This is a genomic window from Nocardioides lianchengensis, from assembly GCF_900101465.1.
In the GTDB taxonomy this organism is placed as follows: Bacteria; Actinomycetota; Actinomycetes; order Propionibacteriales; family Nocardioidaceae; genus Nocardioides; species Nocardioides lianchengensis.
In genome coordinates this window covers 240,930-266,901 of the sequence record NZ_FMZM01000001.1, presented here as the reverse complement: position 1 = coordinate 266,901, position 25,972 = coordinate 240,930, and the positions used below count along the sequence as shown (strand labels likewise).

25 protein-coding genes are annotated in these 25,972 nt (G+C 72.5%); 15 read left to right on the top strand and 10 right to left on the bottom strand.

Going from position 1 to position 25,972, the window contains the following annotated elements:
* Positions 1-5: 5 nt before the first annotated feature.
* On the bottom strand, positions 6-290 hold the full coding sequence (locus tag BLT76_RS01365) for a hypothetical protein (protein ID WP_090849995.1): 285 nt from the start codon (positions 288-290) through the stop codon (positions 6-8).
* 319 nt (positions 291-609) lie between these two features.
* On the opposite strand from BLT76_RS01365, the gene BLT76_RS01360 reads away from it, so the two are divergent.
* Positions 610-1,551 carry a M23 family metallopeptidase gene (locus BLT76_RS01360; RefSeq protein WP_090849993.1) on the top strand — a complete coding sequence of 314 codons (942 nt, stop codon included), beginning with the start codon at positions 610-612 and terminating at the stop codon, positions 1,549-1,551.
* 400 nt (positions 1,552-1,951) lie between these two features.
* Here the strand turns inward: BLT76_RS01360 and pcrA are convergent, their stop codons facing one another.
* The 5 genes from pcrA to BLT76_RS01335 all read right to left on the bottom strand — a co-directional run bounded on the left by pcrA (position 1,952) and on the right by BLT76_RS01335 (position 8,619).
* Positions 1,952-4,369: a DNA helicase PcrA gene (pcrA, locus tag BLT76_RS01355; RefSeq protein ID WP_090849991.1), complete on the bottom strand. Its 2,418-nt coding sequence runs from the start codon at positions 4,367-4,369 to the stop codon at positions 1,952-1,954.
* A gap of 53 nt (positions 4,370-4,422) precedes the next feature.
* A complete protein-coding gene (locus BLT76_RS01350; RefSeq protein ID WP_090849989.1) occupies positions 4,423-5,844 on the bottom strand; it encodes an APC family permease in 1,422 nt (473 codons plus the stop codon).
* A 61-nt stretch (positions 5,845-5,905) separates the two neighbouring features.
* A complete protein-coding gene (locus BLT76_RS01345; protein WP_090849986.1) occupies positions 5,906-6,607 on the bottom strand; it encodes a hypothetical protein in 702 nt (233 codons plus the stop codon).
* 85 nt (positions 6,608-6,692) lie between these two features.
* Positions 6,693-7,343: a LuxR C-terminal-related transcriptional regulator gene (locus BLT76_RS01340; RefSeq protein WP_090849984.1), complete on the bottom strand. Its 651-nt coding sequence runs from the start codon at positions 7,341-7,343 to the stop codon at positions 6,693-6,695.
* A complete protein-coding gene (locus tag BLT76_RS01335; protein ID WP_090849982.1) occupies positions 7,336-8,619 on the bottom strand; it encodes an ATP-binding protein in 1,284 nt (427 codons plus the stop codon). Before BLT76_RS01335 ends, BLT76_RS01340 begins: the two co-directional genes overlap by 8 nt.
* Positions 8,620-8,751: 132 nt before the next feature.
* Here BLT76_RS01335 and BLT76_RS01330 point away from each other — a divergent pair, with 132 nt between their 5' ends.
* The gene (locus BLT76_RS01330; protein ID WP_170866894.1) at positions 8,752-9,960 is read left to right on the top strand and encodes a PspC domain-containing protein; all 1,209 of its coding nucleotides are present in this window, start codon (positions 8,752-8,754) and stop codon (positions 9,958-9,960) included.
* Entirely contained in the window at positions 9,957-10,271 is a 315-nt protein-coding gene (locus BLT76_RS01325) for a hypothetical protein (RefSeq protein ID WP_090849978.1), read from the top strand. Before BLT76_RS01330 ends, BLT76_RS01325 begins: the two co-directional genes overlap by 4 nt.
* A 3-nt stretch (positions 10,272-10,274) precedes the next feature.
* Here the strand turns inward: BLT76_RS01325 and BLT76_RS01320 are convergent, their stop codons facing one another.
* Together BLT76_RS01320 and BLT76_RS01315 are read right to left on the bottom strand one after the other, a co-directional pair.
* Positions 10,275-11,417 carry a glycerophosphodiester phosphodiesterase gene (locus BLT76_RS01320; protein ID WP_090849976.1) on the bottom strand — a complete coding sequence of 381 codons (1,143 nt, stop codon included), beginning with the start codon at positions 11,415-11,417 and terminating at the stop codon, positions 10,275-10,277.
* A 48-nt stretch (positions 11,418-11,465) separates the two neighbouring features.
* Positions 11,466-12,470: a glycerophosphodiester phosphodiesterase family protein gene (locus tag BLT76_RS01315; protein WP_090849974.1), complete on the bottom strand. Its 1,005-nt coding sequence runs from the start codon at positions 12,468-12,470 to the stop codon at positions 11,466-11,468.
* Positions 12,471-12,547: 77 nt separating this feature from the next.
* On the opposite strand from BLT76_RS01315, the gene BLT76_RS01310 reads away from it, so the two are divergent.
* Positions 12,548-13,099, top strand: coding sequence for a YbaK/EbsC family protein (locus BLT76_RS01310; protein ID WP_090849972.1), 552 nt, complete (start codon positions 12,548-12,550; stop codon positions 13,097-13,099).
* Positions 13,100-13,102: 3 nt separating this feature from the next.
* Here BLT76_RS01310 and npdG read toward each other — a convergent pair whose 3' ends face one another.
* Complete coding sequence (gene npdG / locus BLT76_RS01305) at positions 13,103-13,789, bottom strand: NADPH-dependent F420 reductase (RefSeq protein ID WP_090850804.1); 687 nt, start codon at positions 13,787-13,789, stop codon at positions 13,103-13,105.
* A 112-nt stretch (positions 13,790-13,901) separates the two neighbouring features.
* Here npdG and BLT76_RS01300 point away from each other — a divergent pair, with 112 nt between their 5' ends.
* The 3 genes from BLT76_RS01300 to BLT76_RS01290 all read left to right on the top strand — a co-directional run bounded on the left by BLT76_RS01300 (position 13,902) and on the right by BLT76_RS01290 (position 17,630).
* Positions 13,902-14,939, top strand: a complete 1,038-nt coding sequence (locus BLT76_RS01300; RefSeq protein WP_090849970.1) for an LLM class F420-dependent oxidoreductase — start codon at positions 13,902-13,904, stop codon at positions 14,937-14,939.
* Positions 14,936-15,358: an NAD(+)--rifampin ADP-ribosyltransferase gene (gene arr, locus BLT76_RS01295; protein ID WP_090850802.1), complete on the top strand. Its 423-nt coding sequence runs from the start codon at positions 14,936-14,938 to the stop codon at positions 15,356-15,358. Before BLT76_RS01300 ends, arr begins: the two co-directional genes overlap by 4 nt.
* 88 nt (positions 15,359-15,446) lie before the next feature.
* Positions 15,447-17,630, top strand: coding sequence for an acyltransferase family protein (locus tag BLT76_RS01290; RefSeq protein WP_090849968.1), 2,184 nt, complete (start codon positions 15,447-15,449; stop codon positions 17,628-17,630).
* Here BLT76_RS01290 and BLT76_RS01285 read toward each other — a convergent pair.
* Positions 17,608-18,315 (bottom strand): MerR family transcriptional regulator, encoded by a 708-nt coding sequence (locus BLT76_RS01285; RefSeq protein ID WP_244509203.1) that lies wholly within the window; start codon positions 18,313-18,315, stop codon positions 17,608-17,610. The two genes, BLT76_RS01290 and BLT76_RS01285, sit on opposite strands and share 23 nt — an antisense overlap.
* Positions 18,316-18,394: 79 nt before the next feature.
* Between BLT76_RS01285 and BLT76_RS01280 the strand changes: the two genes are divergently transcribed.
* The 8 genes from BLT76_RS01280 (at position 18,395) to BLT76_RS01245 (ending at position 25,928) form a co-directional block, all read left to right on the top strand.
* Positions 18,395-19,543: an acyl-CoA dehydrogenase family protein gene (locus BLT76_RS01280; RefSeq protein ID WP_090849967.1), complete on the top strand. Its 1,149-nt coding sequence runs from the start codon at positions 18,395-18,397 to the stop codon at positions 19,541-19,543.
* Between the two features lie 134 nt (positions 19,544-19,677).
* On the top strand, positions 19,678-20,520 hold the full coding sequence (locus BLT76_RS01275) for an ABC transporter permease (RefSeq protein ID WP_090849966.1): 843 nt from the start codon (positions 19,678-19,680) through the stop codon (positions 20,518-20,520).
* Positions 20,521-20,554: 34 nt separating this feature from the next.
* A complete protein-coding gene (locus tag BLT76_RS01270) occupies positions 20,555-21,640 on the top strand; it encodes a taurine ABC transporter substrate-binding protein (protein ID WP_090849964.1) in 1,086 nt (361 codons plus the stop codon).
* Complete coding sequence (locus BLT76_RS01265) at positions 21,637-22,425, top strand: ABC transporter ATP-binding protein (RefSeq protein WP_090849962.1); 789 nt, start codon at positions 21,637-21,639, stop codon at positions 22,423-22,425. The genes BLT76_RS01270 and BLT76_RS01265 overlap by 4 nt, the downstream gene beginning before the upstream one ends.
* Positions 22,426-22,509: 84 nt before the next feature.
* Complete coding sequence (locus BLT76_RS01260) at positions 22,510-23,997, top strand: hypothetical protein (protein ID WP_090849960.1); 1,488 nt, start codon at positions 22,510-22,512, stop codon at positions 23,995-23,997.
* Entirely contained in the window at positions 23,994-24,962 is a 969-nt protein-coding gene (locus BLT76_RS01255) for a phosphatase PAP2 family protein (RefSeq protein WP_090849958.1), read from the top strand. Before BLT76_RS01260 ends, BLT76_RS01255 begins: the two co-directional genes overlap by 4 nt.
* Positions 24,963-24,966: 4 nt before the next feature.
* Positions 24,967-25,422, top strand: coding sequence for a VanZ family protein (locus BLT76_RS01250; protein WP_090849956.1), 456 nt, complete (start codon positions 24,967-24,969; stop codon positions 25,420-25,422).
* Positions 25,423-25,523: 101 nt separating this feature from the next.
* The gene (locus BLT76_RS01245; RefSeq protein WP_090849954.1) at positions 25,524-25,928 is read left to right on the top strand and encodes a pyridoxamine 5'-phosphate oxidase family protein; all 405 of its coding nucleotides are present in this window, start codon (positions 25,524-25,526) and stop codon (positions 25,926-25,928) included.
* The last annotated feature ends 44 nt before the right edge of the window (positions 25,929-25,972 follow it).

Here is a 25,972-nt window from a genome sequence, read left to right as displayed (position 1 = left end):
CGTCGTCAGCCGTCGTACGCCGCCACCCGGCGCAGCGTCCCGGCGAGGTCCGCCGGGTCGGCGACAACGACCGGCACGTCGGCGACGTCCCGGTCAGCGAGAGCCACCAGCAGCTCGTCGAGCGGGCCGCCGAGCGTCACGACGAGGTCGGCGTCCTCCTGCAGCACGACGGCGGCGAGGCCCGCCTCGTCGTACCCGCCGGCCAGGACGACCTCGTGCCCGGCGTCGCGCAGGACCCGGGCAAGCGCCTCGGGACCGGGACCCGGTCCCCCCAGGACGATGCGCGCCATGTGGTCAGCCTGACACGCGCCCACGTCCGGGCGGGCTGACCTGCGAATATCCCCGAATCGATCACGACCGGGCAGTGAAACGTGCACAATCGGACAGCGCCCGGTTTCGGCCTGCCGACGCCATCCGTTACAGTCTGGGGCGCTTGTCACACCTCTGCACGACCTCGCGAACGAGACCTCCGGAGCGACTTGATCCATGGGTAACCACCGAGCGGAATACCGCGGCTCACGTCGTGGACCCTCGGAGACCCAGGAGACTCCGTCGACGTACGTCGGGCGTCGCGTCGCTCGCCCTGTAGTACCCGAGACGCCGCCGGCCATGCCGGTCGTGCCCGAGCGGGCCCTCTTCGTCGAGCCGGTCGTCGCCGCGGAGCCCGCCCTCTTCGCCGAGCCGGAGCCGACGCCGTCGTACGTCCGCTCGGACGTGACGACCCCCCTCCACAGCGACACCACCGCCTCGCTGCCGCTCGTGACCGCCCCGGGCAAGCGCAAGGCCGTCAAGCACGTCGGCAACCGCGGCCCCCTGTTCCGCGGGCTGCCGTCGGTGCCGGTCCTCGTCGGCATCGCCGCCCTGGCCGTCTCGGCCGGCGGCGCCGTCCTCGCAGGCGGCCCGGGTGCCGGGGTCGGCGAGCCGCCCCGCCTGAGCCAGGCCAGCGCCCTCAGCGGCGCCAGCGCCGGCTCCACCGTCAACCTGATGAAGGACAAGCGCCGCCAGGTCGTCAGCCGCGACAACCGACGCGACGCACTCGCAGACGCGGCCGACCAGGAGCTCCAGGCGGCCGTCGAGAAGCAGTACGAGGCCCACACGGGCGCGCTGCAGAGCCTCGCCAAGGAGGCCGGCAAGTTCGCTGCGGTCCTTGAGGAGAACAAGTGGGTGCTGCCGCTCAGCGGCTACCGCCTCACGGCCCGCTTCGGTGAGTACGGCCTCTGGTCGAGCTACCACACCGGCCTCGACTTCGCGGCGCCGACCGGCACCCCGATCAACGCCGTCGCCAACGGCACGGTGACCGAGACCGGCTACGACGGCGCCTACGGCAACAAGACCGTCGTGACCCTCGAGGACGGCACCGAGCTCTGGTACTGCCACCAGACGACGATCGACGTCAACGTCGGCGACGTCGTCCGTGCGGGCGAGCACCTCGGCACCGTCGGCTCGACCGGCAACGTCACCGGCCCCCACCTCCACCTCGAGGTCCGCCCCGGCGCGGGCGACCCGGTCGACCCGTACTCCGCGATGGTCGTCAACGGGGTGACTCCCTGATCTGCGGAGCAGATCAGAGAGTCACATCGGTGGTCGAGTAGCGTCCGCGGCTGAGCCTGCGAAGCCGCGAATCGAGACCCATCCGGTCTCGCGTACCTCGCTGGTCGAGTAGCCCGGCGAGGAACGAGTCGGGCGTATCGAGACCCCCCGAGGTTTCGGTATCAGGTTCTCCCGCTCGCTGGTCGTCACCGGGTCGACCTGTCACGACCGTGACCGCGAGAGCTGGATCAGGGTCTCGACACGCCGGTCGCGACTTCGTCCCTCAGTCGCGCGGCTCGCTCGACCACCAACGTCAGCGCCGCTGGCGCGTCCCTGACCGACACGCCGGTCGCGACTTCGTCCCTCAGTCGCGCGGCTCGCTCGACCACCCATCAAGCTGATGGAACTCGCTTCGCTCGCTCTACAGCTTCTCCACCGGGGCGTACCGCAGCAGCAACCGCTTGACGCCCTCGGTCCCGAAGTCGATCGACGCGACCGCCTTGTCGGCTGCCCCCTCGACCGCGACCACCGTGCCGAGGCCGAAGGTGTCGTGCTGGACCCGGTCTCCCGGCTCCAGGGACGGGACCTCGCGGGCCGGCTTGGCCTTCCGCGCTGCGTCGGCGCGGGCGGCGGCCGAGGAGAAGTTGCGGCGTCCGGCGGCGGTGGGCTCCCCCATCCGGGCCGGGGAGCCGCTGGCCAGGTCGGGCCGGCCCCAGCGGGTCTGGGCGGCCTCGGTCCGGCGCCAGTCGACCAGGTCGACCGGCAGCTCGTCGAGGAACCGCGAGGCCGGGTTGTGGGACGGCGCGCCCCAGGCGGAGCGGACCACGGCCCGGGAGATGTAGAGGCGCTCGCGGGCCCGAGTGACGCCGACGTACGCGAGGCGTCGTTCCTCCTCGAGCTCGGGCTGGTCGCCCAGCGAGCGGGCGTGCGGGAAGACGCCGTCCTCGAGGCCGGTCAGGAAGACGACCGGGAACTCCAGGCCCTTGGCGGTGTGGAGCGTCATCAGGGTGACCACCCCGGCGTCGGTCTCGGGGATCTGGTCGGTGTCGGCGACCAGCGCGACCCGCTCCAGGAAGTCGGTGAGGCCGGGCGCGACCGTGCCGGCGTCGACGTCGGCGGGGTCGGCCGACGGGCCGGCGACCGGGTCGTCGCTGAACTCGCGGGCCACGGCCACCAGCTCGGCGAGGTTCTCCAGCCGGGTCGCGTCCTGGGGGTCGTCGGACTCCTCCAGCTCGGTGAGATAGCCGGACCGGGCCAGCACGGTCTCGAGGACCACGTCGGCTCGCTCCCCCGCCTCGACCATCGACTGCAGCTCCTCGACCAGGCCGACGAAGCCGCGGATGTTGGTGAGCGAGCGGGTCGCCAGGCCCGGAGCCTGGTCGGCCCGGCGCAGTGCCTCCCAGAAGGTCAGCCGGTCGCGCTCGGCCAGCACCGTCACGCACGCGACCGCCCGGTCGCCGATGCCGCGCTTGGGGGTGTTGAGGATTCGCCGCAGCGAGACCTGGTCGTCGGGGTTGGCCAGCATCCGCAGGTAGGCCAGGGCGTCGCGGACCTCGCGCCGCTCGTAGAACCGGACCCCGCCGACCACCTTGTAGGGCTGGCCGGTGCGGATGAAGATCTCCTCGAACACCCGGGACTGGGCGTTGGTGCGGTAGAAGATCGCGACGTCGGACGCCTTGGTGCCGGCGTCGGTCAGCTGGTCGATCTCATCCGACACGAAGCGGGCCTCGTCGTGCTCGTCGTCGGCGACGTACCCGACGATCCGCTCGCCGTCGCCGGCCTCGGACCACAGGCGCTTCTCCTTGCGGCCCTTGTTGTGGCCGATGACGGAGTTGGCGGCGGTGAGGATGGTCTGCGTGGAGCGGTAGTTCTGCTCCAGCAGAATCGAGGTCGCGTTCGGGAAGTCCTGCTCGAAGTCGAGGATGTTGCGGATGTTGGCCCCGCGGAACGCGTAGATCGACTGGTCGGCGTCGCCGACCACCATCAGCTCCGCCGGCTCGACCCGCTCGCCCCCGCTGTGCTCCGGGACCTCCTCCATCTGCTCGGCGCAGAGCTGGTGGATGAGGGCGTACTGGGCGTGGTTGGTGTCCTGGTACTCGTCGACCAGGACGTGCCGGAACCGCCTCCGGTAGACCTCGCGCACGTCGGGGAACGACTGGAAGAGGTGGACGGTCAGCATGATCAGGTCGTCGAAGTCGAGCGCGTTGGCCTCGGTCAGCCGCCGTTGGTAGAGCGAGTACGCCGCGGCGTACTGCTCCTCGAGCTTGTTGCGGGCGTCCTTGGCCGCCTCCTCGGCGTCGCGCAGCTCGTTCTTGTGGTTCGACACCCAGTGCAGGACAGGTCCCGGCTGGTACTGCTTCGGGTCGAGGTCCAGGTCCTTGAGCACCAGCGTCATCAGCCGCTTCTGGTCGGCGGCGTCGTAGATCGAGAAGCTGGACTTGAACCCGAAACGGTCGATCTCCTTGCGCAGGATCCGGACGCACGCGGAGTGGAAGGTGCTGACCCACATGATCCGCGCGCGCTTGCCGACCAGGTCCTCGACCCGCTCCTTCATCTCGGCCGCGGCCTTGTTGGTGAAGGTGATCGCCAGGATCGACCCCGGGTGCGCCTTGCGCTCCTGGATCAGCCAGGCGATCCGCCGCGTCAGCACCCGGGTCTTCCCCGACCCCGCCCCCGCGACCACCAGCAGCGGCGCCCCCTCGTGGACCACGGCGGCGCGTTGAGGGTCGTTCAGCCCCTCGAGCAGCTCCTCGCGACTGGGGCCGCTGCGGGTCGTGCGCGGCTCGGGCGGCGGCGCGGACGTGAGGTGCTCGAAACCAGGAAGGGAGGGGGTGCTCATGCTGCGCTCAGCCTACGTTCCGCCGGGGACGGTCGGGGGCGGCGGGCGCCGCGTCACCGGGAGGCGGTCGGACCGCCCCCACCCACCTCGGCCGTCCGGTCGGTCGAGCCGAAGAGGTGCTCGAGCACGAACAGCACCCCGCCGACGGCGATAAGACCGGCCGACCAGATGAGCGTGGCCGGGTCGTCCCAGACGACGTACACGAGCAGGCCCGCGTTGCCGACCAGGCCGAGCAGGAGCAGCGCGGTCGAAGCCCGGTAGGTCTCCCCAGACTCGTCCTGCCCCCGCAGCTTCAGCGCGGACACGATGACCATGGCGTAGACGAAGAGCAGCAGGACGACGGTGACCGCGGCGAGCCGGCGTACGAGGTCGACCTCGACGCCCGCCTTCGGGAGGACGGTGCCGACGACCAGGAGCGCGCCGACGACGACGGCCGAGAAGACCAGGCCGACCCAGGGGCTGCGACGCGAACCGTGGATCCGGGCGAAGACGTTCGGGACGACGTCCTCCTGGGCCATGCCGTAGAGAATCCGCGACTGGGTCACCACGGCCACGAGCGTCGTGTTGGTGATCGCGGTCATCGCGATCAGCGCGAAGACGACAGTGAACACGCCCATCGGCAGCGGGATGATCCCGGTCTCGACGACCTCCATCAGGGAGGCCGGGGAGGTGGCGAGGGTGTCGATGGGCACCGTCAAGGCGGCCGAGACGGCGACGAGGACGTAGATGAGGCCGGCTCCGACCATGCCGCCGATCAGCGCCTTCGGGAAGGTACGGCGGGGCGCGGTGCACTCCTCGGCGACGTTGGCAGCGTTCTCGAACCCGGTCATCGCGAAGAACCCGGTGGCGACACCGGCCACCAGGGCGAGCACGGCGTTCTGGTCCCCGGTCTCGAACTCGGTCAGCACACCGAAGTCGGCGTCGCCGCTCAGCACATGGACCAGGCCGATCGCGATCACGATCGCCAGGCCGAGGACCTCGACGACGGTCATCACCACGTTGGCCACGACCGACTCCGTGATGCCGACGAAGTTGATCACCGACAGCATCACCACGAACGCGAGGGACACCAGGAGCGCCGGCGGCAGCGACCACACCTCGGCGAAGTAGTCCGAGAAGCCGGCCGCCAGGGAGCCCGCGGCGGCGAAGCTGGAGGAGAGCATCGCGACGGTGACGAGGAACGTCAGTCCCGGACGGCGGAACGCCCGGTTGACGTAGAGCGAGGCACCGGCGGCGCGGGGGTACTTCGTCACCAGCTCCGCGTAGGCGAGTCCGGTGAGCGTGGCGACGGAGATGCCGAGCAGGAACGCGAGCCAGAACGCGCCGCCCACCGCCGCGGCGACGGCGCCAATGAGCACGTAGACACCCGACCCGAGCACGTCGCCGAGGACGTAGAAGAAGAGCAGCCGGCCGGTGATGGTCCGGTTGAGCTCGGTCTCCTCGAGCTGCTCGGTGGTCTCAGCGGTCGCCGTCATCGGGCCTCCTGGATCGCGATCCTCGGCGAGTACCCCTCGCCCTCGGGGACGAAACGGCGAGCTACTTCGTCAGGCAGAGGTCGGGGAAGGAGACCTTCTTGGCCACCGTCTGCCGCTCTGCTCCCTGACTGTCCTTCATCCGGAAGTAGCCCGACAGGCTGGTGCAGAGCTTCACCGACCCCGGCTCCACCACGGAGTCCGAGCCGTCCCACCCGAAGGCGTAGCCCTCCGTGTCCAGCACGAACCGGTAGGCGCGCCGGGCCCGGCCGTTGACCTCGCCGACCTTGGCGACCTTCTCGCTGCCGCAGTCGGGGGTGATCCCCACACCGACGGTCCAGGGTGCCCCGGCGGAGAACGACGGGTCGAAGGAGCACTTGTAGCCGTAGTAGTAGTTGCTGTACGAGATCTTGTTCGCGCGGTGCTTCTTGCGGTACTTCGCGTCGTCGTCGCAGGAGCGCTTGACGGTCACCTGCAGGCTCGGGTCGATGATCTTGGGGTCGCGCAGCTCCGAGACGACGCCCTGGGAGATGGGCCGCCGCTTGTAGGTGGCCTGGAGGCGCGCCGTGGCATAGACGCCGAGGCAGAAGCCGAACTGCGGCACGTCGACGTACCGGTAGCTCGAGTAGGACCGGGAGACGGTCTCTCCGCCACGCCGCTCGCTGGCGGAGGCGGAGGCGGACCCGGACGGGCTGAGCAGCGAGATGGTCAGGACCGCGGCGAGCGCCCCGGCCAGGAGCAGGATCGGGCGACGTGCTGAGGTCAAGGTTGGCTCCCGAGAACCGCGCCGGTCGGGTGAGCGGCGTCACCGGGCCCCGGTACCGCAGCGCGCCGTACGGCAAACCCGCCGGTCAGAGCAGACGGCGGTCCGAGGCCCAGCGGCTCAGCTCGTGGCGCGAGGAGAGCTGCAGCTTGCGCAGCACGCTCGACATGTGGGTCTCGACGGTCTTGATGGAGATGAACAGCTCCTTGGCGACCTCCTTGTAGGCGTAGCCGCGGGCGATCAGCCGCATCACCTCCCGCTCGCGCTCGGTCAGTCGGTCGAGGTCCTCGTCGACCGCGGCCACCTCGATGGAGCCGGCGAAGGCGTCGAGCACGAACCCGGCCAGCCGCGGCGAGAACACGGCGTCGCCGTCGGCGACCCGGCGGATCGCGGAGACCAGCTCGGGCCCGGTGATGGTCTTGGTGACGTAGCCGCGTGCTCCCCCGCGGATGGTGCCGATGACGTCCTCGGCCGCGTCGGAGACGCTCAGCGCGAGGTACCGGGTCTCCGGCGACTGGCCGCGCCGCATCACCTCGACGCCGCCCCCACCGGGCAGATGCACGTCCAGGAGTACGACGTCCGGCCGGTGCGCGGCGACCGCGGTCACGGCCTCGTCGACGTCGGCGGCCTGCGCGAGCACCTCGACCTCCCCCGCGCCCGCGGCCTCGAGCTCGGCGATGACGCCGCGGCGGAACATGGCGTGGTCGTCGACGACGACGACCCGCACGGGGCTAGTCATGAGATGCCTCCTGGGTGGTGGTGCGGGACAGGTGCAGGCGCACCTCGGTGCCCTCGCCGGGACCGGTGCGGATCTCGGCGGTGCCGCCGTGGCGGCGCATCCGGTCCACGATGCTGTTGCGGACGCCGTACCGGTCGTCGGCCACCGCCTCGGGGTCGAAGCCGACCCCGCGGTCGCGGACGAAGACGTCGACGGCGGCCGGGGTGATCTCGGCGTACACGTCGACCCGGCCGGTCCCGGCGTGCTTGGCGGCGTTGGTGACGGCCTCGCGGGCCGCCTGGACCACGGGGCGCAGGTCGTCGGTCAGCGGGCAGTCGCCGACGGCGACCACGTCGACCGAGACGCCGTGGGCGTCCTCGACCTCGGCCGCCGCGCCGCGCAGCGCGCTCGCCGCGGAGGACTCGTCGGCCGACTCCCCGGCGTAGAGCCAGGAGCGCAGGTCGCGCTCCTGGGCCCGGGCCAGCCGGGCGACCGTGGCGGCGTCGCCGGAGCTCTTCTGGATCAGCGCGAGGGTCTGGAGGACCGAGTCGTGCAGGTGGGCGGCGACGTCGGCGCGCTCCTGGGAGCGCACCCGCTCCTCGCGCTCGGCGCTGAGATCGGAGGCCAGGCCGAAGACCCAGGGGCCGATCACGATCGCCAGGCCGATCAGCACCAGGCCACCCGCGATGAGCCCGGCCCGGGCGTCACTCGCCGAGGCCCCCTCGAAGCCGACGATGAAGACCGCCGAGACCACGAGCAGCGCCCCCGCGGCCACCCGGGCGTACGACGCCCAGCCGCCGCTGCCGAAGACGATCCGGACCGGGTCGATCCGCCCGCTCTGGTCGTTCCAGCGCTCGCGCTGCGCCTCGTCGGCCTGCCGCCAGAGCAGCGCCAGGCCCACCAGGCCGAAGAACGCCGGCCAGAACGCCGCCCCCCGCCCCACCAGCGCCTGCAGCGCGAGCACGCCGCCGAGACCCAGCGCGGCGAGCGCGATCGCCGGCCCGACGTCGCCGAGCCGCCGCAGCCGACCGGGCCGCCGACCGCCGCGGGTCGCGCTGGCCAGGCCGGGCGGACCCTCCTCGAACCGGGTGTCGCTCGGCAGCATCAGCCACAGCCCGGCGTACACCATCACGCCGAGCCCGCCCAGGAGCGAGGTGAGCAGGAACCCGGCCCGCACCCACAGCACCGGGACGGCGAGGTGCCGGGCCAGTCCGGACGCGACGCCACCGAGGACGGAGTCGTGGGAGTCGCGGTAGGCCTTCCGGGGCTCGTACGGCGGGTTCGTCGTCATGCTCATCGCCCCTCCATCGTCTCATCGGGCACGATGCCGGACCATGAGGATCGACCCCGAGAGAACCCCGGCCCGCCTCGGGGAGGATCAGGGTCGACCCCGATGGTCCGCGGGCCGCTCGACGACGATGGTGGTGACATGACGACGACACCACCCGAGGCACCGACGGGTCCCGGCCCCCAGGAGGGGCCACGCACCACCCGGGACGAGGTCCGCGACCTCGGCCGCCTCCGCCGCTCCACCACCGACCGCAAGATCGCCGGCGTCGCGGGCGGCCTGGGCCGCCACCTCGACGTGGACCCGCTGCTGCTGCGGGTCGTGCTCGTGGTCCTGGTCTTCTTCGGCGGCGCCGGGCTGATGATCTACGGCGCCTGCTGGCTGCTGGTCCCCGAGGACGACGGCTCCGAGCCGGTCGTCAGGCTCGACGAGCGCACCCGCACGGTCGCGCTGGTCGTCGTCGGCATCGTCGCCGCGGCCGCCCTGGTCGGCGACTCGTGGGGCTTCATCGGCTTCCCGTGGCCGGTGGTCGTGATCGGCGCGATCGCGCTCGTGGTGCTGACCCGCACGAAGAAGCCCACCCCGACGTACGCCGGACCGCCGGCGCCGTCGTACGCCCCCGGCGCGCCGCCGTACGCCGCACCGCCGCCGTACGCCGCCCCGCCGACCTACGCCGCCCCGCCGACTTACGCCGGGCCGCCGACCTACGCCGCCCCGCCGGTCTACGTGCCGCCGCCGCGGAACCCCCGCAAGCGCGGGCCGCGGCTCTTCTGGTTCACCCTGGCCCTGATCGCCCTCGCGGAGGGACTGCTCGGCACCGCCGACCTCGCCGGTGCGCCGGTCGCCGACTCGGCGTACCCCGCCCTGGCCCTCGGCCTGGTCGCGGTGATGCTGCTCGTCGGGTCGGTCTACGGGCGAGCCGGCGGCCTGATCGCGCTCGGCCTGGTCGCCGCGATCGGCGTGGTCGCCTCGACCGCCGCCGACCGGTGGGACGCCGAGGGCGTGACGGAGCGTCCACTCACGGCGGCCGGCCTGCAGGACGACTACCGGCTCGGTGCCGGCGAGATGGTGGTGGACCTGACCGGGATCACCGACCTCGACGCGCTGGACGGCCGCACCCTCGAGCTCGACGTCAGCGTGGGCCGGATCGAGGTGATCGTGCCGGACGACCTCGCCGTCGAGGTGCAGGCGGCCGCGCACGGCCCCGGCAACATCATGCTGTTCGGCAACGACCGCGGCGGCATCGACAGCAGCGCCAGCGCGTCGTACGACCCCGGGCTCGGGGACCACCCCGAGCTGTCCATCGACGCCGAGATCAACGTCGGCGAGATCGAGGTGAGGACCCGATGAGCACTCCCCTGGACAGCGGACGCCACCCCGTCAACGTGGGCCACCTCGTGATGGGCATGGCCTTCCTCGGCCTGGTCGCCGTGTGGGCCGTCGTGCAGAGCGACGTCATCGACGACGACGCCATCCGCTGGCTGCTGCCCGTCCCGTGGGTGCTGGCCGGCGCGGCCGGCCTGGTGGCCTCGGTCCTCAGCGGACGGCGCCACACCCAGCGCCAGGTCGGCTGGGTGCCGCCGGCCGAGACCGCCGAGGAGGCGGACCCGGCCGACGACCCGGCCGACGACGCGATCGACGACACCCGGCCGTTCAGCTGAGGATCAGTCCACCCAGGCGTCCCGGGCCGTGACGGCGAGGTCGGGGTGGTCGGCGAACAGGCCGTCCACCCCGGCGTCGAGCAGGGCCCGGATCTCGGCGCCGACCCGGCCGTAGGCGTTCGGGTCGGTGCCGCGCCGGAAGTTGGTGGCCAGGAACTGGTTCTCGGCGCGGACGGTGAAGACCAGCACCCGCAGCCCCGCCGCGTGCGCGTCGCGGACCACGGCGCTCGGCCGACCGGTCGCCCCGGTGGCCGGGTCGCGCGGCAGCACCCAGTCCTTCTGCGGGCCGACCCAGTCGGCGTACCGCGCGATGTCGCGCAGCCCGCGCCGGCTCAGCATCGAGGCGTACGTCGTCCCCGGCCGGTCGGCCGGCCCGCCGCGCGAGTCGACGAGCTGCTCCAGCGGCAGGTCGGTGACCCGGTCGAGCTCCTGCAGGTTGCCGACCTCGAAGGACTGCAGCAGCACCTTCGACCGCTTCGAGGCCAGGCCGTGCTGGCGCAGGCTGCGCAGCATCGGCTCCTCCAGCGAGAGCCCGATCGAGTCGAAGTACGACGGGTGCTTGGTCTCCGGCGCCACCCCGACCCACTCGCCGGTCCGGCGGTGGTGCTCGACCACCAGGTCCAGCACCTCGTCGAAGGTCGGGACCTCGAAGCGGCCGTCGTACGCCGTGTTGTCGGGGCGGACCTGCGGGAGCCGCTCGATCGCACGGAGCGTCTTCAGCTCGGCCAGGGTGAAGTCCTCGGTGAACCAGCCCGTGAGCGGGACGCCGTCCACGACCTTGGTGGTCCGCCGGTCCGCGAACTCGGGGTGGTCGGCGACGTCGGTCGTCGTCCCGATCTCGTTCTCGTGACGGGCCACCAGGACGCCGTCCTTGGTCGGGACGAGGTCGGGCTCGACGTAGTCGGCGCCCTGCCGGATCGCCAGCCGGTACGACGCCAGCGTGTGCTCGGGCCGGTAGCCGGAGGCACCCCGGTGGCCGACGACGAGCGGCTCGTCGAGCTGGTCGAGGCCGCGGTGGCCAGCGGAGTGGCCAGTGGAGTGGCCGGTGGAGTGGCCGGTGGCGGACGCCGGCGCCGTGGGGCCGACGAGGAGGGCGGTGGAGGCGAGGGCGAGCCCCGCGAGGAGGGAGACGGTCCGAGAGGTCATGCACCGATCCCAGCCGCGCTCGGTGTGTACGGGGTGAACGGGCACCGACTAGGCGGCGGCGACCACCGCACGGATCGCCAGGTCGGGGTGGTCGGTGATCAGCCCGTCGACGCCCGCGTCCAGGAACGCGTCGGCCAGCCCGCGCAGGTCGCCGAGCCCGGCCGGGTCGTCGCCGACGCGGTGCTCGGTCGGCAGGTAGTGGTTCTCCGCGCGCAGCGTCCAGACGTAGACGTCGAGCCAGCGCCGGTGCGCGTCGCGGACCAGCCGGGTCGGCTCGTCCAGGGCGCCGTCGGCGGTGCGGGGCAGGACCAGGTCCTGGTGCACGCCGATCGCGTCGGCGTACTCCTCGATCGCGTCCAGCGCGGGGCCGTCGACCGGGTCGCCGACGTCGAGCAGCTGCACCAGCGGCACCAGCGTGCGGCGGGCCAGGCGGCGCAGCACCGCCCCGTCGAAGGACATCAGGGTCACCCGCGAGCGGGCGTGGTCGAGGCCGTGCCGGCGCAGGTCGGCCAGGAGCGGCTCGTCCAGGGACAGCCCGAGCGCGTCGAAGTACGGCGGGGACTTCAGCTCGACCAGGACGCCGACCGCGCGGCCCCGTCGTACCGACTCGGCGCCGACCATGGCCAGCACCTCGTTGAGCGTCGGCACGCCCTCGCGGCCGTCGTGGACGGTGTTGCCGGGGCGCAGCCCGGGGCGCCGCTCGCGGGCGGCGAGCGTCTTCACCTCGGCCAGGGTCAGGTCCTCGGCGAACCAGCCGGTCATCGTCTCGCCGTCGACCACCTTGGTGGTGCGCCGGTCGGCGAGCTCCGGGTGGGCGGCCACGTCGGTGGTCAGGCTGAGCTCGTTCTCGTGACGGGCCAGGAGCACGCCGTCCGCGGTCGGGACCACGTCGAGCTCGATGGCGTCGGCGCCCAGCCGGATCGCCGTCCGGTAGGCGTCGAGGGTGTGCTCGGGGCGGTAGCCGCTGGCCCCCCGGTGGGCGACCACCGCGGGGGTCACGACGAGGCTGGCGGTGCGCAGCCGGCTGGGAGGACCGGTGGTCAGGACGCTCACACGTCATGGATCGCATGCCATCACGTCCCAGCGACGGCCCGCGCGTGGCCGTCAGGTGAATGCCACATGATGGGCCCATGACCCTCCCCACGCTCGGCGGGCTGGACCCGCTGCCCGTGCTCGACCACCCCGACCTGCTCGGCCCGACCGTGGTCGCCGCGCTCGCGACCTGGCCGTACGCCGGCGAGATCGCCGTGGTGGCGATCGACCCGGACCTCGCCGACACCGCGGCGATGAGCGCGGCCTACGACCTCCCGCTCGACACCGGCGCCAACTGCGTCGTCGTCTCCGGCAAGCGCGACGGCGAGGAGCGGGTCGCCGCCTGCGTGGTCCGGGCCGACACCCGCGCCGACGTGAACGCCCTGGTCAAGCGCACCCTCGACGTTCGCAAGTGCTCGTTCCTGTCGATGGACCGCGCGGTCGAGGAGTCCTCGATGGAGTACGGCGGCATCACGCCGGTCGGCCTGCCCCCGGCCTGGCGGGTGCTGGTCGACAGCCGGGTCCTCGACGTCGACGTCGCGGTGCTCGGCTCCGGCGTACGACGCAGCAAGCTGCTGGTCCCCGGCCGACTGGTCGGCGAGCTGCCGGGCGCCGAGGTCATCGAGGGGCTGGGCCTGACCGTCGCGTGAGGGTCACTCGGTCGCCGCGTGCCCCAGCCCGGAGACCCGGATGCCGGAGTGCACCTTGTACTTGCGGTTGATCGAGATCAGCACCGCGGTGAACGGCTCCAACTGGCGGGCCAGGCGCAGCTTGCCGGCGTCGATGCCGACCCGGCTCGTGACCGACGCGGCCAGCTCCATCGCGACCTGCTTGGCCTCGACCACGTCGCCGACGACGAGGACGTCCTCGTCGAGGTAGTCCTCGTCGCCCCACAGCAGCACCGCGGAGACGTTGTGGAAGGCGCCCACCACGGTCGCCTCGGGCGCGATCCGCTGGGCCGACTCGGCCGCCGACCCCTCGCCGCCGTCGACGACCCGGCCGTGGGCGCCGCGCTTGTCGAAGGCCAGTGGGTTCACGCAGGAGATCACCGTCTTGCCGGCCAGCGGCAGCGTGGCGACCAGCTCGTCGTGGCCGTCGTACGGCACCGCGAGGAGGACGACGTCGGCTGCCGCGACCGCGTCGGCGTTGGCCAGACCGGTGACGGTGCCCGCGCCGGACACGCCCGCCAGTCGCTCGGTCACCTCGGCCGCCACCGGCTCGGCCTTCTCGGCGGCCCGTGAGCCCAGGATGACCTCATGCCCGTGCTTGGCGAACCGGTAGCCCAGCCCCTTGCCCTGCGGTCCGGTGCCACCGATCACGGCGATGCGGTACGTCGTCAACGTGTTCTCCTCCACTCGTCTCGGGGTCGTCCGACCCCCTCGGATCATGGCACTGTTAACGTGACAGCAACGCTGTCACGATGAATGTCACACCGACCACGAAGGCAACGCCATGAAGCTCTCGACCGCTCTGATGTACGCCGGCAACCCCCGCGAGTCCGCCGACCAGATCGCCACCTGGGAGAAGGCCGGCCTCGACATGGTCTGGGTGGCCGAGGCGTACGGCTTCGACTCCCCCACGCTGATGGGCTACCTCGCTGCGAAGACCGAGACGGTCGAGATCGCCGCCGGCATCCTCAACGTCTTTTCGCGGACGCCGGGCGCACTGCTGCAGACCGCCGCCGGCCTCGACAACGTCTCCGGCGGCCGCGCCGTGATCGGTCTCGGCGCCTCCGGGCCGCAGGTCATCGAGGGCTTCCACGGGATGCCCTACGAGCGCCCGCTCGGTCGCACCCGCGAGGTCATCGAGATCCTGCGCGCCGGCCTGCGCCGCGAGACGCTGGTGCACGAGGGCCGCAACTTCACCCTCCCGCTCCCGAGCGACCAGGGTCTCGGCCTCGGCAAGCCGCTGAAGCTGCTGACCCGGCCCGAGCGCGCCGACGTCCCGATCTGGGTGGCCGCCCTGGGCGACAAGAACGTCGAGATGACCGCCGAGATCGCCGACGGCTGGCTCCCGCACCTCTTCCACCCCGGCAAGGCCGCCGACGTGTGGGGCGAGGCGCTGGCCCGCGGCACCGCCAAGCGCTCCGCCGACCTCGGCCCGCTCGAGATCAGCGCCAACGCCATGGTGGCGATCGGCGAGGGTCCGGAGACCAAGGCGATGCTCGACTTCGCCCGTCCGCTCTACGCCCTCTACGTGGGCGGCATGGGCGCGCGCGGCAAGAACTTCTACTTCGACCTGGCCTGCCAGTACGGCTACGAGAAGGAGGCGCAGGAGATCCAGGACCTCTACCTCGGCGGGAACAAGCGGGACGCCGAGGCCAAGGTGCCGCTCGAGTGGCTCGAGGCCGGCAACCTGGTCGGCCCGAGGTCGTACGTCGCCGAGCGCATCGCCGCGTTCCGCGAGGCCGGGGTGACCAACCTGTCGATCGTGCCGGCCACCGCCGACCCCGCCGCCACCATCGCGGAGGTCAAGGAGCTGGTCTCCTGAACCCGCCCGACGACCCCGGGCCGTTCTTCCACGGGACCAGGGCGACGCTCGCGGTCGGCGACGACCTGGTCGCGGGCTTCGGGTCGAACTTTCAGGCCGACCGGGTGATGAACCACGTCTACTTCACCTCGATCGTCGAGACCGCGGTCTGGGGAGCCGAGCTGGCCACCGCGCTCGCCGGGCTCGACGAGCGCGGTCACGTCTACGTCGTGGAGCCGCAGGGTCCATTCGAGGACGACCCGAACGTCACGGACAAGAAGTTCCCCGGCAACCCCACCCGCTCCTACCGCACCCGGTCCGCGCTGCGGGTGGTCGGCGAGGTCGAGGACTGGGAGGGACACCCGCCCGAGGTGCTCGCGGGGATGCTCGACAACCTCGCGCGGCTGCGCGAGCAGGGTCTGGACGTCATCGAGGACTGAGACCGAGGTCATGGCCTGGTGAGGAGTCCTCTCAGTCTGAGTGGGTAGGGTCCCCGACGATCTTGGCCGCGCCGGAAGGACCCACCCCGTGCCCCAGCGACCGGACGGACGCGTCCGCGTCCCGACCGAACGCCCCGGTCGGCACCGCCTGACGCGGACGCCGGCCACCGGCCGGCCCGGCTTCCGCGACGACATCCAGGGCATGCGCGCGCTCGCCGTGCTGGCCATCATGGTCTTCCACGCCGGACTCAGCCCCTACCCCGGCGGGTTCGTCACCCTGGACGTCTTCTTCGTCCTGTCCGGCTTCCTGATCACGTTCCTGCTGCTGCGCGAGATCGACCGCACGGGCACCGTGTCGCTCACCTCGTTCTACGCCCGCCGGGCCCGCCGGATCCTGCCGGCCGCCACCGTCGCGACCCTCGGCACCCTGCTCGCCACCTGGCTGTGGCTGGGGGTCGTCGAGGTGCGGGACACCGCCACCGACGGGATCTGGGCGAGCCTCTTCGCCGCCAACGTCCGGTTCGCCACGCAGGAGACCGACTACTTCGCCCAGGACCAGCCACCGTCCCCGCTCCAGCACTACTGGTCCCTCGCGGTCGAGGAGCAGTTCTACGTCGTCCTGCCCCTGCTGCTGCTCGCCTGCGTCCTCGTCGTACGACGTCGCTGGGGTGGCGACCGGGGCACGACCAGGCACGCGATCGGGCTGAGCATCGCGGTGATGACCTCGGTCAGCCTGCTCTGGTCGACGCACGCCTCGACCGCCAGCCCCGACACGGCGTACTTCTCGACCTTCACGCGGGCCTGGGAGTTCGGGGTCGGCGCCCTGCTGGCACTGGCCGCCCCGCGCTTCGCGTACCTGCTCACCGACCGGGCCCGCAACCTGCTCGCCGGCGCAGGTCTGGCCCTCATCGTCATCGCCTGCTTCACCGTCACCGAGTCCGACCCGTACCCGGGCGTGCTCGCCCTGCTCCCGGTGCTCGGCACCGGCGCGGTCCTGGTCGCGGGCGCGGAGGCGACCGGGCGACCGGCCCTGGTCCAGCGCGCCCTGGGCTGCCGTCCGCTGCGGTTCGTGGGCGACGCGTCGTACTCCCTCTACCTGTGGCACTGGCCGGTGCTGGTCATCGCGACCCAGCACGCGGGACGCGACCTGCGCCTGGGCGAGACCCTGGCCATGCTCGGGCTCAGCGTGCTCGTCGCGCTGGCCAGCTGGCGCCTGGTCGAGCAGCCGTTCCGCCGACCGGTGCTGCGCCTGCCGCGCGCGCTCGTGCTCTACCCGCTCTCCGTCATCCTGGTCGTCGGGGGCAGCACCTGGGCGGTCCGCTGGGCCGAGGCGCCCTCCGGGACGCTCCAGCCCGCCATCACCTCCGCCGACCTCGACGAGGGTCCCGGCGACGAGCCCGTCTCCGAGGAGCCGGCGGTGGCTCTCGTCCAGGCCTCGGTGGTGGCCGCCCAGGACGGGACCGACATCCCCTCGGTCCTGCGTCCGGGGCTGCTCGACCTCGACGCCGACCGCGCCGACCTCGGGGGCTGCGAGTTCTACGGGACCCCGTTCGAGCGGTGCCAGCGCGGGGACCCCGACGCCGACCGGACCCTGGTCGTGCTGGGCGACTCCCACGGACGGCACTGGATCCCGGCCTTCGAGGAGATGGGCTTCACGACCTACTACCTGGTCAAGTCGGGCTGCAACCCGAGCCTGCGGGACGTCGCCGCCCGCGACCTCAGCGGTGACTGGGAGCAGTGCGCCGACTTCGCTGACTGGGCTCGCGAGCAGGTCGCCGACCTCCGCCCCGACCTGGTCGTGCTGTCCGGGTCGGCGCCCCCGGGATTCTCGATCGACGGCGAGGTCCGCACCGACGACCTCACCGCCCGGGACACGGTGCTCGAGAGCTACCGCGAGACGATCGACGAGCTCACCCCCCTCGCCGGCGAGGTCGTCGTGCTCGGCGACGTGCCCCGGCGCCAGACCCTGGCCGGCAGCTGCCTCGGCGCCCGCGGCGCCACGCTCGACGACTGCCTCGAGCGGCCCGCCGAGCGCAGCCTGATGATGACGGAGGCGATGCGGGAGGCGACCCGCGGCACCTCCGCGCGCTTCGTCCCGATCGACGACTGGTTCTGCGCCGACGACCGCTGCCCCGCCGTCGTCGGCGACGTCATCACCATGCGCGACAAGCACCACATCTCGACCGTCTACGCCGCCGAGCTCGCCGTACCCCTGGCGGAGCGGATCGGGATCGAGATCCCGACGTCGGTCATCGAGCCAGCGACCTCGTGATGACCGCGTTGGCGGCGCCCTGGAACCGGGCGACGAGCGCCTCCAGCGTCAGCTGCCGCAGCCGCGGCAGGGTCTGCTCCAGCCGGGCGGCCTCCTCCGGCGTGTGCCCCTCGCGGTACGGCGCGAGCACCTCCGCCCGGAGGATCTGGGTGAGCTCCTCGGCGAGCGCGTCCATGTGGCGGGCGATCGCCTCCCCCGCGGCGGCCACGCCCTCGGGCGCGATGTCGAGCTCGAGCAGGTCCAGCCCGATCCGCAGGTTGGGCAGCGCGCGATAGCCGCGGCCCTGACGCTCCAGGGCACCGAGGCGGACCAGCAGGTCGAGGTCAGTGGCGGACAGGCGGCGGCCCGCCTCCTCCTCCAGGCCGGCCCGGGTGACCTCGCGCGGCGGCTCGGACGTCCAGGACGTCAGCATCGCGCGCTGCAGCGCGAGATCCTCCACCGTGGCGCCCGCGGGCAGCGACGCGACGTACCGCTCGACGGCCTGGAGGGTGAAGCCGTGGTCCTGCAGCGCCCGGACCAGCTCGAGGTAGGCCTCGTGCAGCGGACCGTAGTAGGCGATCCGACCGCGCCGCTCGGGCGGCGGCAGCAGGCCGAGCGAGGCGTAGTAGCGCGTCGTGCGCACGGTCATGCCGGCCGCGGCGGCCAGCTCGTCGACGGTCAGCAGCCCGGTCGGCGAGGTGGTCACGAAACGAACCCTAACGGTTGAACCGTGACAGTATGGCTGTCACAGTAAGACCGTCACGTCCGCACCGAAGGAGACCCCCATGCCCGAGCGCCCGTCCGTCTACGAGCAGGAGCACGAGGACTTCCGCGGCACCGTCCGCGCCTTCCTCGAGCGCGAGGTCGTGCCTCACCACGAGCAGTGGGCGAAGGACGGCCAGGTCGACCGCGCCGTCTGGACCAAGGCCGGCGAGCAGGGGCTGCTCTGCTTCGACGTCGAGGAGGAGTACGGCGGCCCGGGGATCCAGGACTTCCGCTACAACATGGTCGTCGCCGAGGAGATCTCGCGCGTCGGCGCCAGCGGACTGGGCTTCCCCGTCCACACCGACATCATCGTCCCCTACATCAGCCAGCTGGGGACCGAGGAGCAGAAGCAGCGCTGGCTCCCGGGCCTGGTCAGCGGCGAGCTGATCTCGGCCATCGCGATGACCGAGCCGGGCGCCGGCTCGGACCTCCAGGGCATCAAGACCACGGCCGTCGACAAGGGCGACCACTACGTCCTGAACGGCTCCAAGACGTTCATCAGCAACGGCATCCTCTCCGACGTCGTCATCGTGGTCGCGCGCACCAACCCCGACGCCGGCCACCAGGGCATCAGCCTCCTGGTCGTCGAGCGCGGCATGGAGGGCTTCGAGCGCGGGCGCAACCTCGACAAGATGGGGCTGAAGGCCCAGGACACCTCCGAGCTGTTCTTCGACAACGTCGTCGTCCCGAAGGAGAACCTGCTCGGCGAGGAGGGCTCCGGCTTCATCTCACTGATGGTCAACCTGCCCCAGGAGCGGGTCTCGATCGCCGCCATCGCCATCGCCGCGATCGAGCACATCCTCGACCTCTGCCTCGCCTACGCGAAGGAGCGCGAGGCGTTCGGCAAGCCGATCGGCAAGTTCCAGCACAACCGGTTCCTGCTGGCCGAGATGGCCACCGAGGCCCACATCGCGCGACTGTTCGTCAACGACTGCGTGATGAAGCTGAACGAGGGCAAGGTCGACACCGCGCTGGCCTCGATGGCGAAGTACTGGACCACCGAGCTGCAGAAGAAGTTCGCCGACCAGGGCGTGCAGCTGCACGGGGGCTACGGCTACATGAACGAGTACCCCATCGCCCAGGCGTACGTCGACAGCCGGATCCAGACGATCTACGGGGGCACGACCGAGATCCAGAAGGAGATCATCGGGCGGAGCCTGGGGATCTGAGGAGTCTCGACCCGCTCGCGACCGCGGCCGCCCCTCGCGAGGGGCGGCCGCGGTCGCGAGCGGGACTAGACCGATCGTCTCGAAATACACCTCGCCGATAAAGACGATCAGATCACTATGATTTGATCGGCCGCATGGCCTCCCCCACGACCGTGCGCGCCCGCGCCGTACGACGGCAGCGCCTGCGCCGGATCCCGCTGCACGTCGGGACCCTGGTGGCCCTGGTCGCCCTGTGGTGGCTGGTCACCCGGCTGGGGCTGGTGCGACCGCTGTTCCTGCCGCCGCCCGGCGACGTCTGGGACGCGTTCGTCCGGGCCAACACCGACCACCCGCTGAGCCCGGGGTCCGACCGGATCGTCCGCGGCGAGCAGAACTACTACCTGTGGGAGCACCTGCTCGCCAGCCTGCAGCGGATCGGCCTTGGCGTCGGGGCGGCCGTCGTGGTCGGGATCCCCGTCGGCCTGGTCATGGCCACCACCTGGCTCGGCGTCGTCCTGGAGCCCTACCTGAGCTTCCTGCGCGCGCTCCCGCCGCTCGCCTACATCGGCCTGCTCATCGTCTGGTTCGGGATCGGCGACACCTCGAAGGTCTGGCTGCTCTTCCTGGCCGCCTTCCCGCCGATCGCGATGGCCACGATCTCCGGCGTGCGTGGCGTGCGCGAGGACATGGTCAACGCGGTGCTCTCGCTCGGGGCGTCGCGCCGCCAGACGCTGACGGCGGTGATGATCCCGGCGACCCTGCCCGAGATCCTCACCGGCGTCCGGGTCGCCGTGGGCTTCGCGTGGACCACCGTCGTGGCGGCCGAGATCGCCAACGGGATCCCCGGCATCGGCGCGCTGGCCTATCTGTCGGGCCAGAAGCTGAACTCCGACCTCGTCGTCGCCTGCATCCTCGTGATCGGCCTCGCGGCGATCGCCCTCGATCTCGGCCTGAAGTTCCTGGAGAAGGTCCTTGTCCCCTGGCGGGGCAAGGCGTGAACCACGCCGCCACGGCGTACGAAGGAGAACCCACATGACCCGAAGGACCACCGGCGCGGCCATGCTCGCGACCGCCGCACTCGCGCTGACCCTCAGCGGCTGCGTCGAGTCGGCCGACGAGCGGAAGGCCTCCGACGCCGAGAGCAAGGCGGCCGAGACCGACTGCCCCTGGACCCCGGACGAGTCGGTCACCACGACCGCCCGGATCGCCTGGCAGGCCATCCCGAACGGCGACGCGGTCGTCAAGGACCGCGGCGTCCTCGAGGCCTGCCTCCCGAACGCGAAGATCACCTGGGTACAGGCGGCCTCCGGCGGCGACGTCATCACCTACTACGGCGCGGGCGAGGTCGACCTCGGCCTGATGGGCTCGGCACCGGCGGCCCGGTCCTCCTCCGAGCCCGTGGTGCGCGACGTCGACATCGCGACGATCTGGATCCACGACGTGATCGGCGACGCCGAGTCCCTGATCGTCAAGGACGCCGCGGTCACCGACCTCGCCGGCCTGAAGGGCGGCACCATCGCCACCCCGTTCAGCAGCACCGCGCACTACTCGCTGCTCCAGGCCCTGGCCGACGCCGGGCTGGACCCGGCGAAGGACGTCACGGTCATCAACCTCGACCCCGACAAGATGCCGGCGGCCTGGCTCGGCGACGAGATCGACGCCGCCTGGGTCTGGGACCCGGTGCAGAGCCAGCTCCTCGAGGAGGGCGGCACCCGGCTGATCTCCAGCTCCGACACCGCCGCCGCGGGCCGTCCCACCTTCGACGTCGGGACGGTTGACCGCGCCTTCGCCGCTGAGAACGAGGACTTCCTCACCACCTGGGCGAAGGCGCAGGACTGGGCCGTCCAGCTGATCCAGGACTCCCCGGCCGAGGCCGCGGAGTCGGTCGCCGTGGTGCTGGGCATCGACCCGGCCGCGGCCGAGGCGCAGTTCGCCGGGCTGGAGTTCCACGGGGCGGCCGAGCAGGCCGGACCGGACTTCCTCGGCGGCAAGTTCGCCGACGACCTGCTCACCACCGCCCAGTTCCTGCTCGAGCAGGGCGAGATCGAGGCCGTCGGCGACGCCGCGCAGTACGCCGAGCACGTCGACGCCGGCCCCGCCACCCGGGCCGCCGAATGAGCCACGGGCGGGCCATCGCGTTCGAGGGCGTCGAGCACCACTTCGACGTCGGTGGCACGCCCGTGCCCGCGCTCGACCGGATCGACCTCACCCTGGAGCCCGGCGAGCTGGTCACGCTCGCCGGGCCCTCGGGGTGCGGCAAGACCACCCTGCTGCGGCTGGTCGCCGGCTTCCTCCCGCCCGCGACCGGCTCGGTCACGGTCGGGGGCGAGCCGGTCCGCGGCCCCGCCGAGGAGCGCGGGGTCGTCTTCCAGCAGCCCACCCTCTTCCCCTGGCTGACCGTGCGCGGCAACGTCGAGCTCGGACCGCGGCTGCGGGGCGTGGCGAAGGCGGAGCGGGCCGAGCTGGCCGACCGCTACCTGCGCCTGGTGGGCCTGCAGGACTTCGCGCAGCACCGGCCGTACGAGCTCTCCGGCGGCATGCAGCAGCGCTGCCAGATCGCCCGGGTGCTGGCGAACGAGCCCGGCATCGTGCTGATGGACGAGCCGTTCGGGGCACTGGACGCGCTCACCCGGGAGCGGCTGCAGGAGGAGCTGCTGGAGATCTGGCGGGCCACCGGTCGGACCATCCTGTTCATCACCCACAGCGTCGACGAGGCGGTCTTCCTCGGCTCGCGGGTCCTGGTGATGAGCCCGCGCCCGGGCCGGATCGTGTTCGACGAGCCCGCTGTCTTCGGCGAGCACGGGGCCCGGGTGCCGGCCGACGAGATCCGCGCCCTGCCCGAGTACGTCGCCCTCTGCGACCGGGTGCGGCACGCGATCCACCAGCCGACCAACGTCGACTGAGACACCGACCCAGGTATCTGGCGCGACCTGAGAGAACTCCTCACCCTAGAGTTGTCGCCTGTCAACCGCCTGTGAGGGGAATCCGTGCACCGCCGCGTCACCAGCCCCTGGACCCTCCGGTCCCCGTGGCTGTACGTCGTCGGCCTCGCCCTGCTGGCCTGCCTGGGCTGGGTGCCGTTCGCCGGCCGCACGCTGAGCCCCGACGAGGGCGGCATGCTCATCGTGGCCGGCCAGTGGGCCCCCGGCAGCTCGCTCTACGGCGACTACTGGGTCGACCGGCCGCCGGTGCTGGTGGCCCTGTTCGCGCTCGCCGACGCCCTGGGCGGCGCGGTCGCCCTGCGGGTGCTCGGCGTGCTGGCCGTGGTCGCCTCGGTCGCGCTGGCGGGTCTGATCGGGCGGCTCGCCGTACCCTCCTCGCGCGGAGCGCCGCTGCTCACGGCCGGCGCCGCGGCCGCGCTGGTCGCGACCCCGCTCTTCGGCGGCGGCGCGGTCAACGGCGAGCTGCTGGGGCTGCCGTTCCTGCTCGGCGGTACGGCGGCCCTGCTGCGCTCGCGGACAGCGACCGGCTGGCGGAGCGGGTTCGGCTGGGCGCTCCTGGCCGGCGTCGCCGGAGCCTGCGGGGCGATGGTCAAGCAGAACCTGGTCGACGTCTTCGTCCTCCTGGCCGCCCTGGTGGTGCTCCAGTGGCGGCCGCGGCGGGACGAGTCGGCGATGGTGACGCGCACCCTGGCCGGCGCTGCGACCGGCGCGCTCGCCGCCGTCGCGCTGGCGGTCTGGCTGGCCGCCCTCCGCGGCACCGACCCGGGCGCGCTGTGGGACGCGGTCGTCTCCTTCCGCGGCGAGGCCGCGGCCAAGATCGTCTCCTCCGCCACCGAGACCACCACCCGCCGGCTGCTCGGCATGATCGGCGCCCTGGTGGCCAGCGGGGCGCCGCTGCTCGTCGCCGCGCTCGCCCTGACCGCCCGGCGGCCGCTCCGCACCGTCGACGGCCCCGGCGACCTGCGCTGGGCCGCCCTGGTCGTGCTGGGCTGGGACCTGCTGGCCGCCTATCTCGGCGGCAGCTACTGGCTGCACTACCTGACCGGGCTGGTGCCCGGCATCGTGCTGGTCGCGGCCGCCGCCGCGCAGCGCCGGCCCCCGCGCACCCGCCTGCTGTCCACGGCGTACGCCGTCACCGCGCTCTCCTCGGTCGTCGCGATCCTGGTCGTGGCGGTGCACCCGGTCGAGCGGCCCGAGGAGCCGGTCATCGACTACCTCAGCGACAAGGTCCGGCCGGGCGACACCGGCATGGTCGCGTTCGGCGCGGCGAACATCCTGCAGGAGTCCGGGCTGCGCAGCCCCTACCCTGACCTCTGGAGCCTGCCGGTCCGGGTCCGCGACCCCGACCTCGAGCGGCTCTCGGAGCTGCTCGCCGGCCCCCGGCGGCCGACGTGGCTGGTCCTCGCGGGCCGCACGATCGGCACCTGGGGCGTCGACGCCGGCACGGCCCAGGAGCAGGTCGAGACCCACTACGAGCTGGTCGGCAGCCCCGGCCGCTTCACCGTCTACCACCGGAAGGACCACACCCCGTGACGTCCGCGCCCGCCCAGGTCGTCGTACCGCCCACGCGCGGGGCGACCCGGCGCCTCGCCATGACGGCGTACGCCCTGGCCCTGCTCGTGTGGAGCCTGACGATCGGCATCCCGAGCGACACCCTCGGCGTGTGCCTGTGGATCTTCATCGGGACGGTCGCGTGGCACGCGGCCGCGCCGGTCGACACGGCGCGGGCCTGGTGGCGCGACTGGTGGCTGCCGATGGTGCTGCTGGTCGCCTACTCGCTGCTGCGCGGATTCGCCGACCAGACCTTCATCCCGGTCCACGTCACCGCGCCGATCCGCTTCGACGAGTGGCTCGGCGGCGGCACCACCCCGACCGAGCAGCTGCAGGCCGCGTGGTGCGGCGACCCGTGCATCGTCACCGACCCGCCGCGCTGGTACGACACGGTCGTCACGAGCGTCTACGCCTCCCACTTCCTGGCCTCGCTGGGCCTCGCCGGGGTGCTCTGGGTCCGCAACCGCGACGAGTACGTGCGCTGGATCCGCCGCTTCGTCGCGATGAACTTCGCCGGCCTGACGATCTACTTCCTCTACCCGATGGCACCGCCGTGGATGGCCGGGCGCGACGGGTTCATCGGCACGGTCGTCCGGATCACCGGACGCGGCTGGTCCGAGATCGGCCTGCACCGGCAGTCGATCTTCTTCGGCGGCCTGCCCAACAAGGTCGCGGCGATGCCGTCGCTGCACGCCGGCTTCTCGTTCCTGCTGGTCTTCTACGCGATCCAGCGGCTGCGCCACCCCGCCCGCTGGCTCCTGCTCGCCTACCCGGTCGCCATGTCGGCGAGCCTCGTCTACTCCGGCGAGCACTACGTCATCGACGCGATCGCCGGCGCGCTGGTCGCCCTGCTCGTGCTGGTCGGCTGCCAGGTCTGGGAGAACCGGCGCGCCGCTCGCGACACCAGCACCGCCACCAGCACCGCCACCAGCACCTCGGCAGACTGAGGGGATGCTGCACCGCCACCCGCTCCTCAGCCTCTCCACGCTCGCCTACCTCGGGTTCGTGGCCTGGCTGACCCTGACGCCGGCCTCCTCCGCGCCGACGTCGAGCGACCTGGTGCTGCGGGTCCTCGCCCGCCTGCAGCGGTACGACGAGCTCACCTGGCTGACCTACGACCGCGCCGAGTTCCTCGCCAACGTGGCCCTCTTCGTCCCGGTGGGGCTGTTCCTGCTGCTCCTGGTCGGCACCCGCTTCTGGTGGGTCGCCGCCGGCCTCGCCTTCGCGATGACCTCCGCCATCGAGACCGCCCAGCGCTCCATCCCCGGGCGGGTGCCGGACGAGCGCGACCTGCTCGCCAACACCGCGGGCGCCCTGGTCGGCATCGTGGTCGGCGTGGTGCTGACCCTGCCCGCGACTCTGCGTCGTGGCCGGGCCCGTCGCACCCGCAGCCACCAGCCCGCCTGACCCCCCATCGCCGAGTCGGCGTGAGTTCGGCGGCCGAAGGTCCCGCGTCCGTGGGACCTCCGCACCTGTCGGCCCCGGGCCCGCGGCCGGACGCTGGACCCATGACGGACGAGCAGGCGCACGCGGTGGAACTGGACCCGGCGGAGTGCTGGGAGCTGCTGGCCTCGGTGCCGGTCGGGCGGGTCGCGTGGACGACGTCGGCCGGCCCGGCGGTGGTCCCGGTCAACCACGTCGTCGATGCCCAGACGGTCCGCTTCCGGACCGCGGCGTACGCCGCCCTCGCGCAGAAGGTCGACGCCGAGCGGGTCGCCTTCGAGGCCGACGCGATCGACCCCGCGAGCCGGACCGGGTGGAGCGTGGTCGCCCGCGGCCGCGCCGAGGTCCGGTACGACGGGGGCCGCGACGGCGCCGTACCGCTGCCGGAGCCGTGGGCGGCCGGTTCTCGGCACACGGTCGTGGTGGTGCACGTCGACGAGATCACCGGCCGCCGCCTGCAGCACGGCTGACCGGTCTGGACCAGTCGGCAAAATGCCGATGAGACTCACCCGCG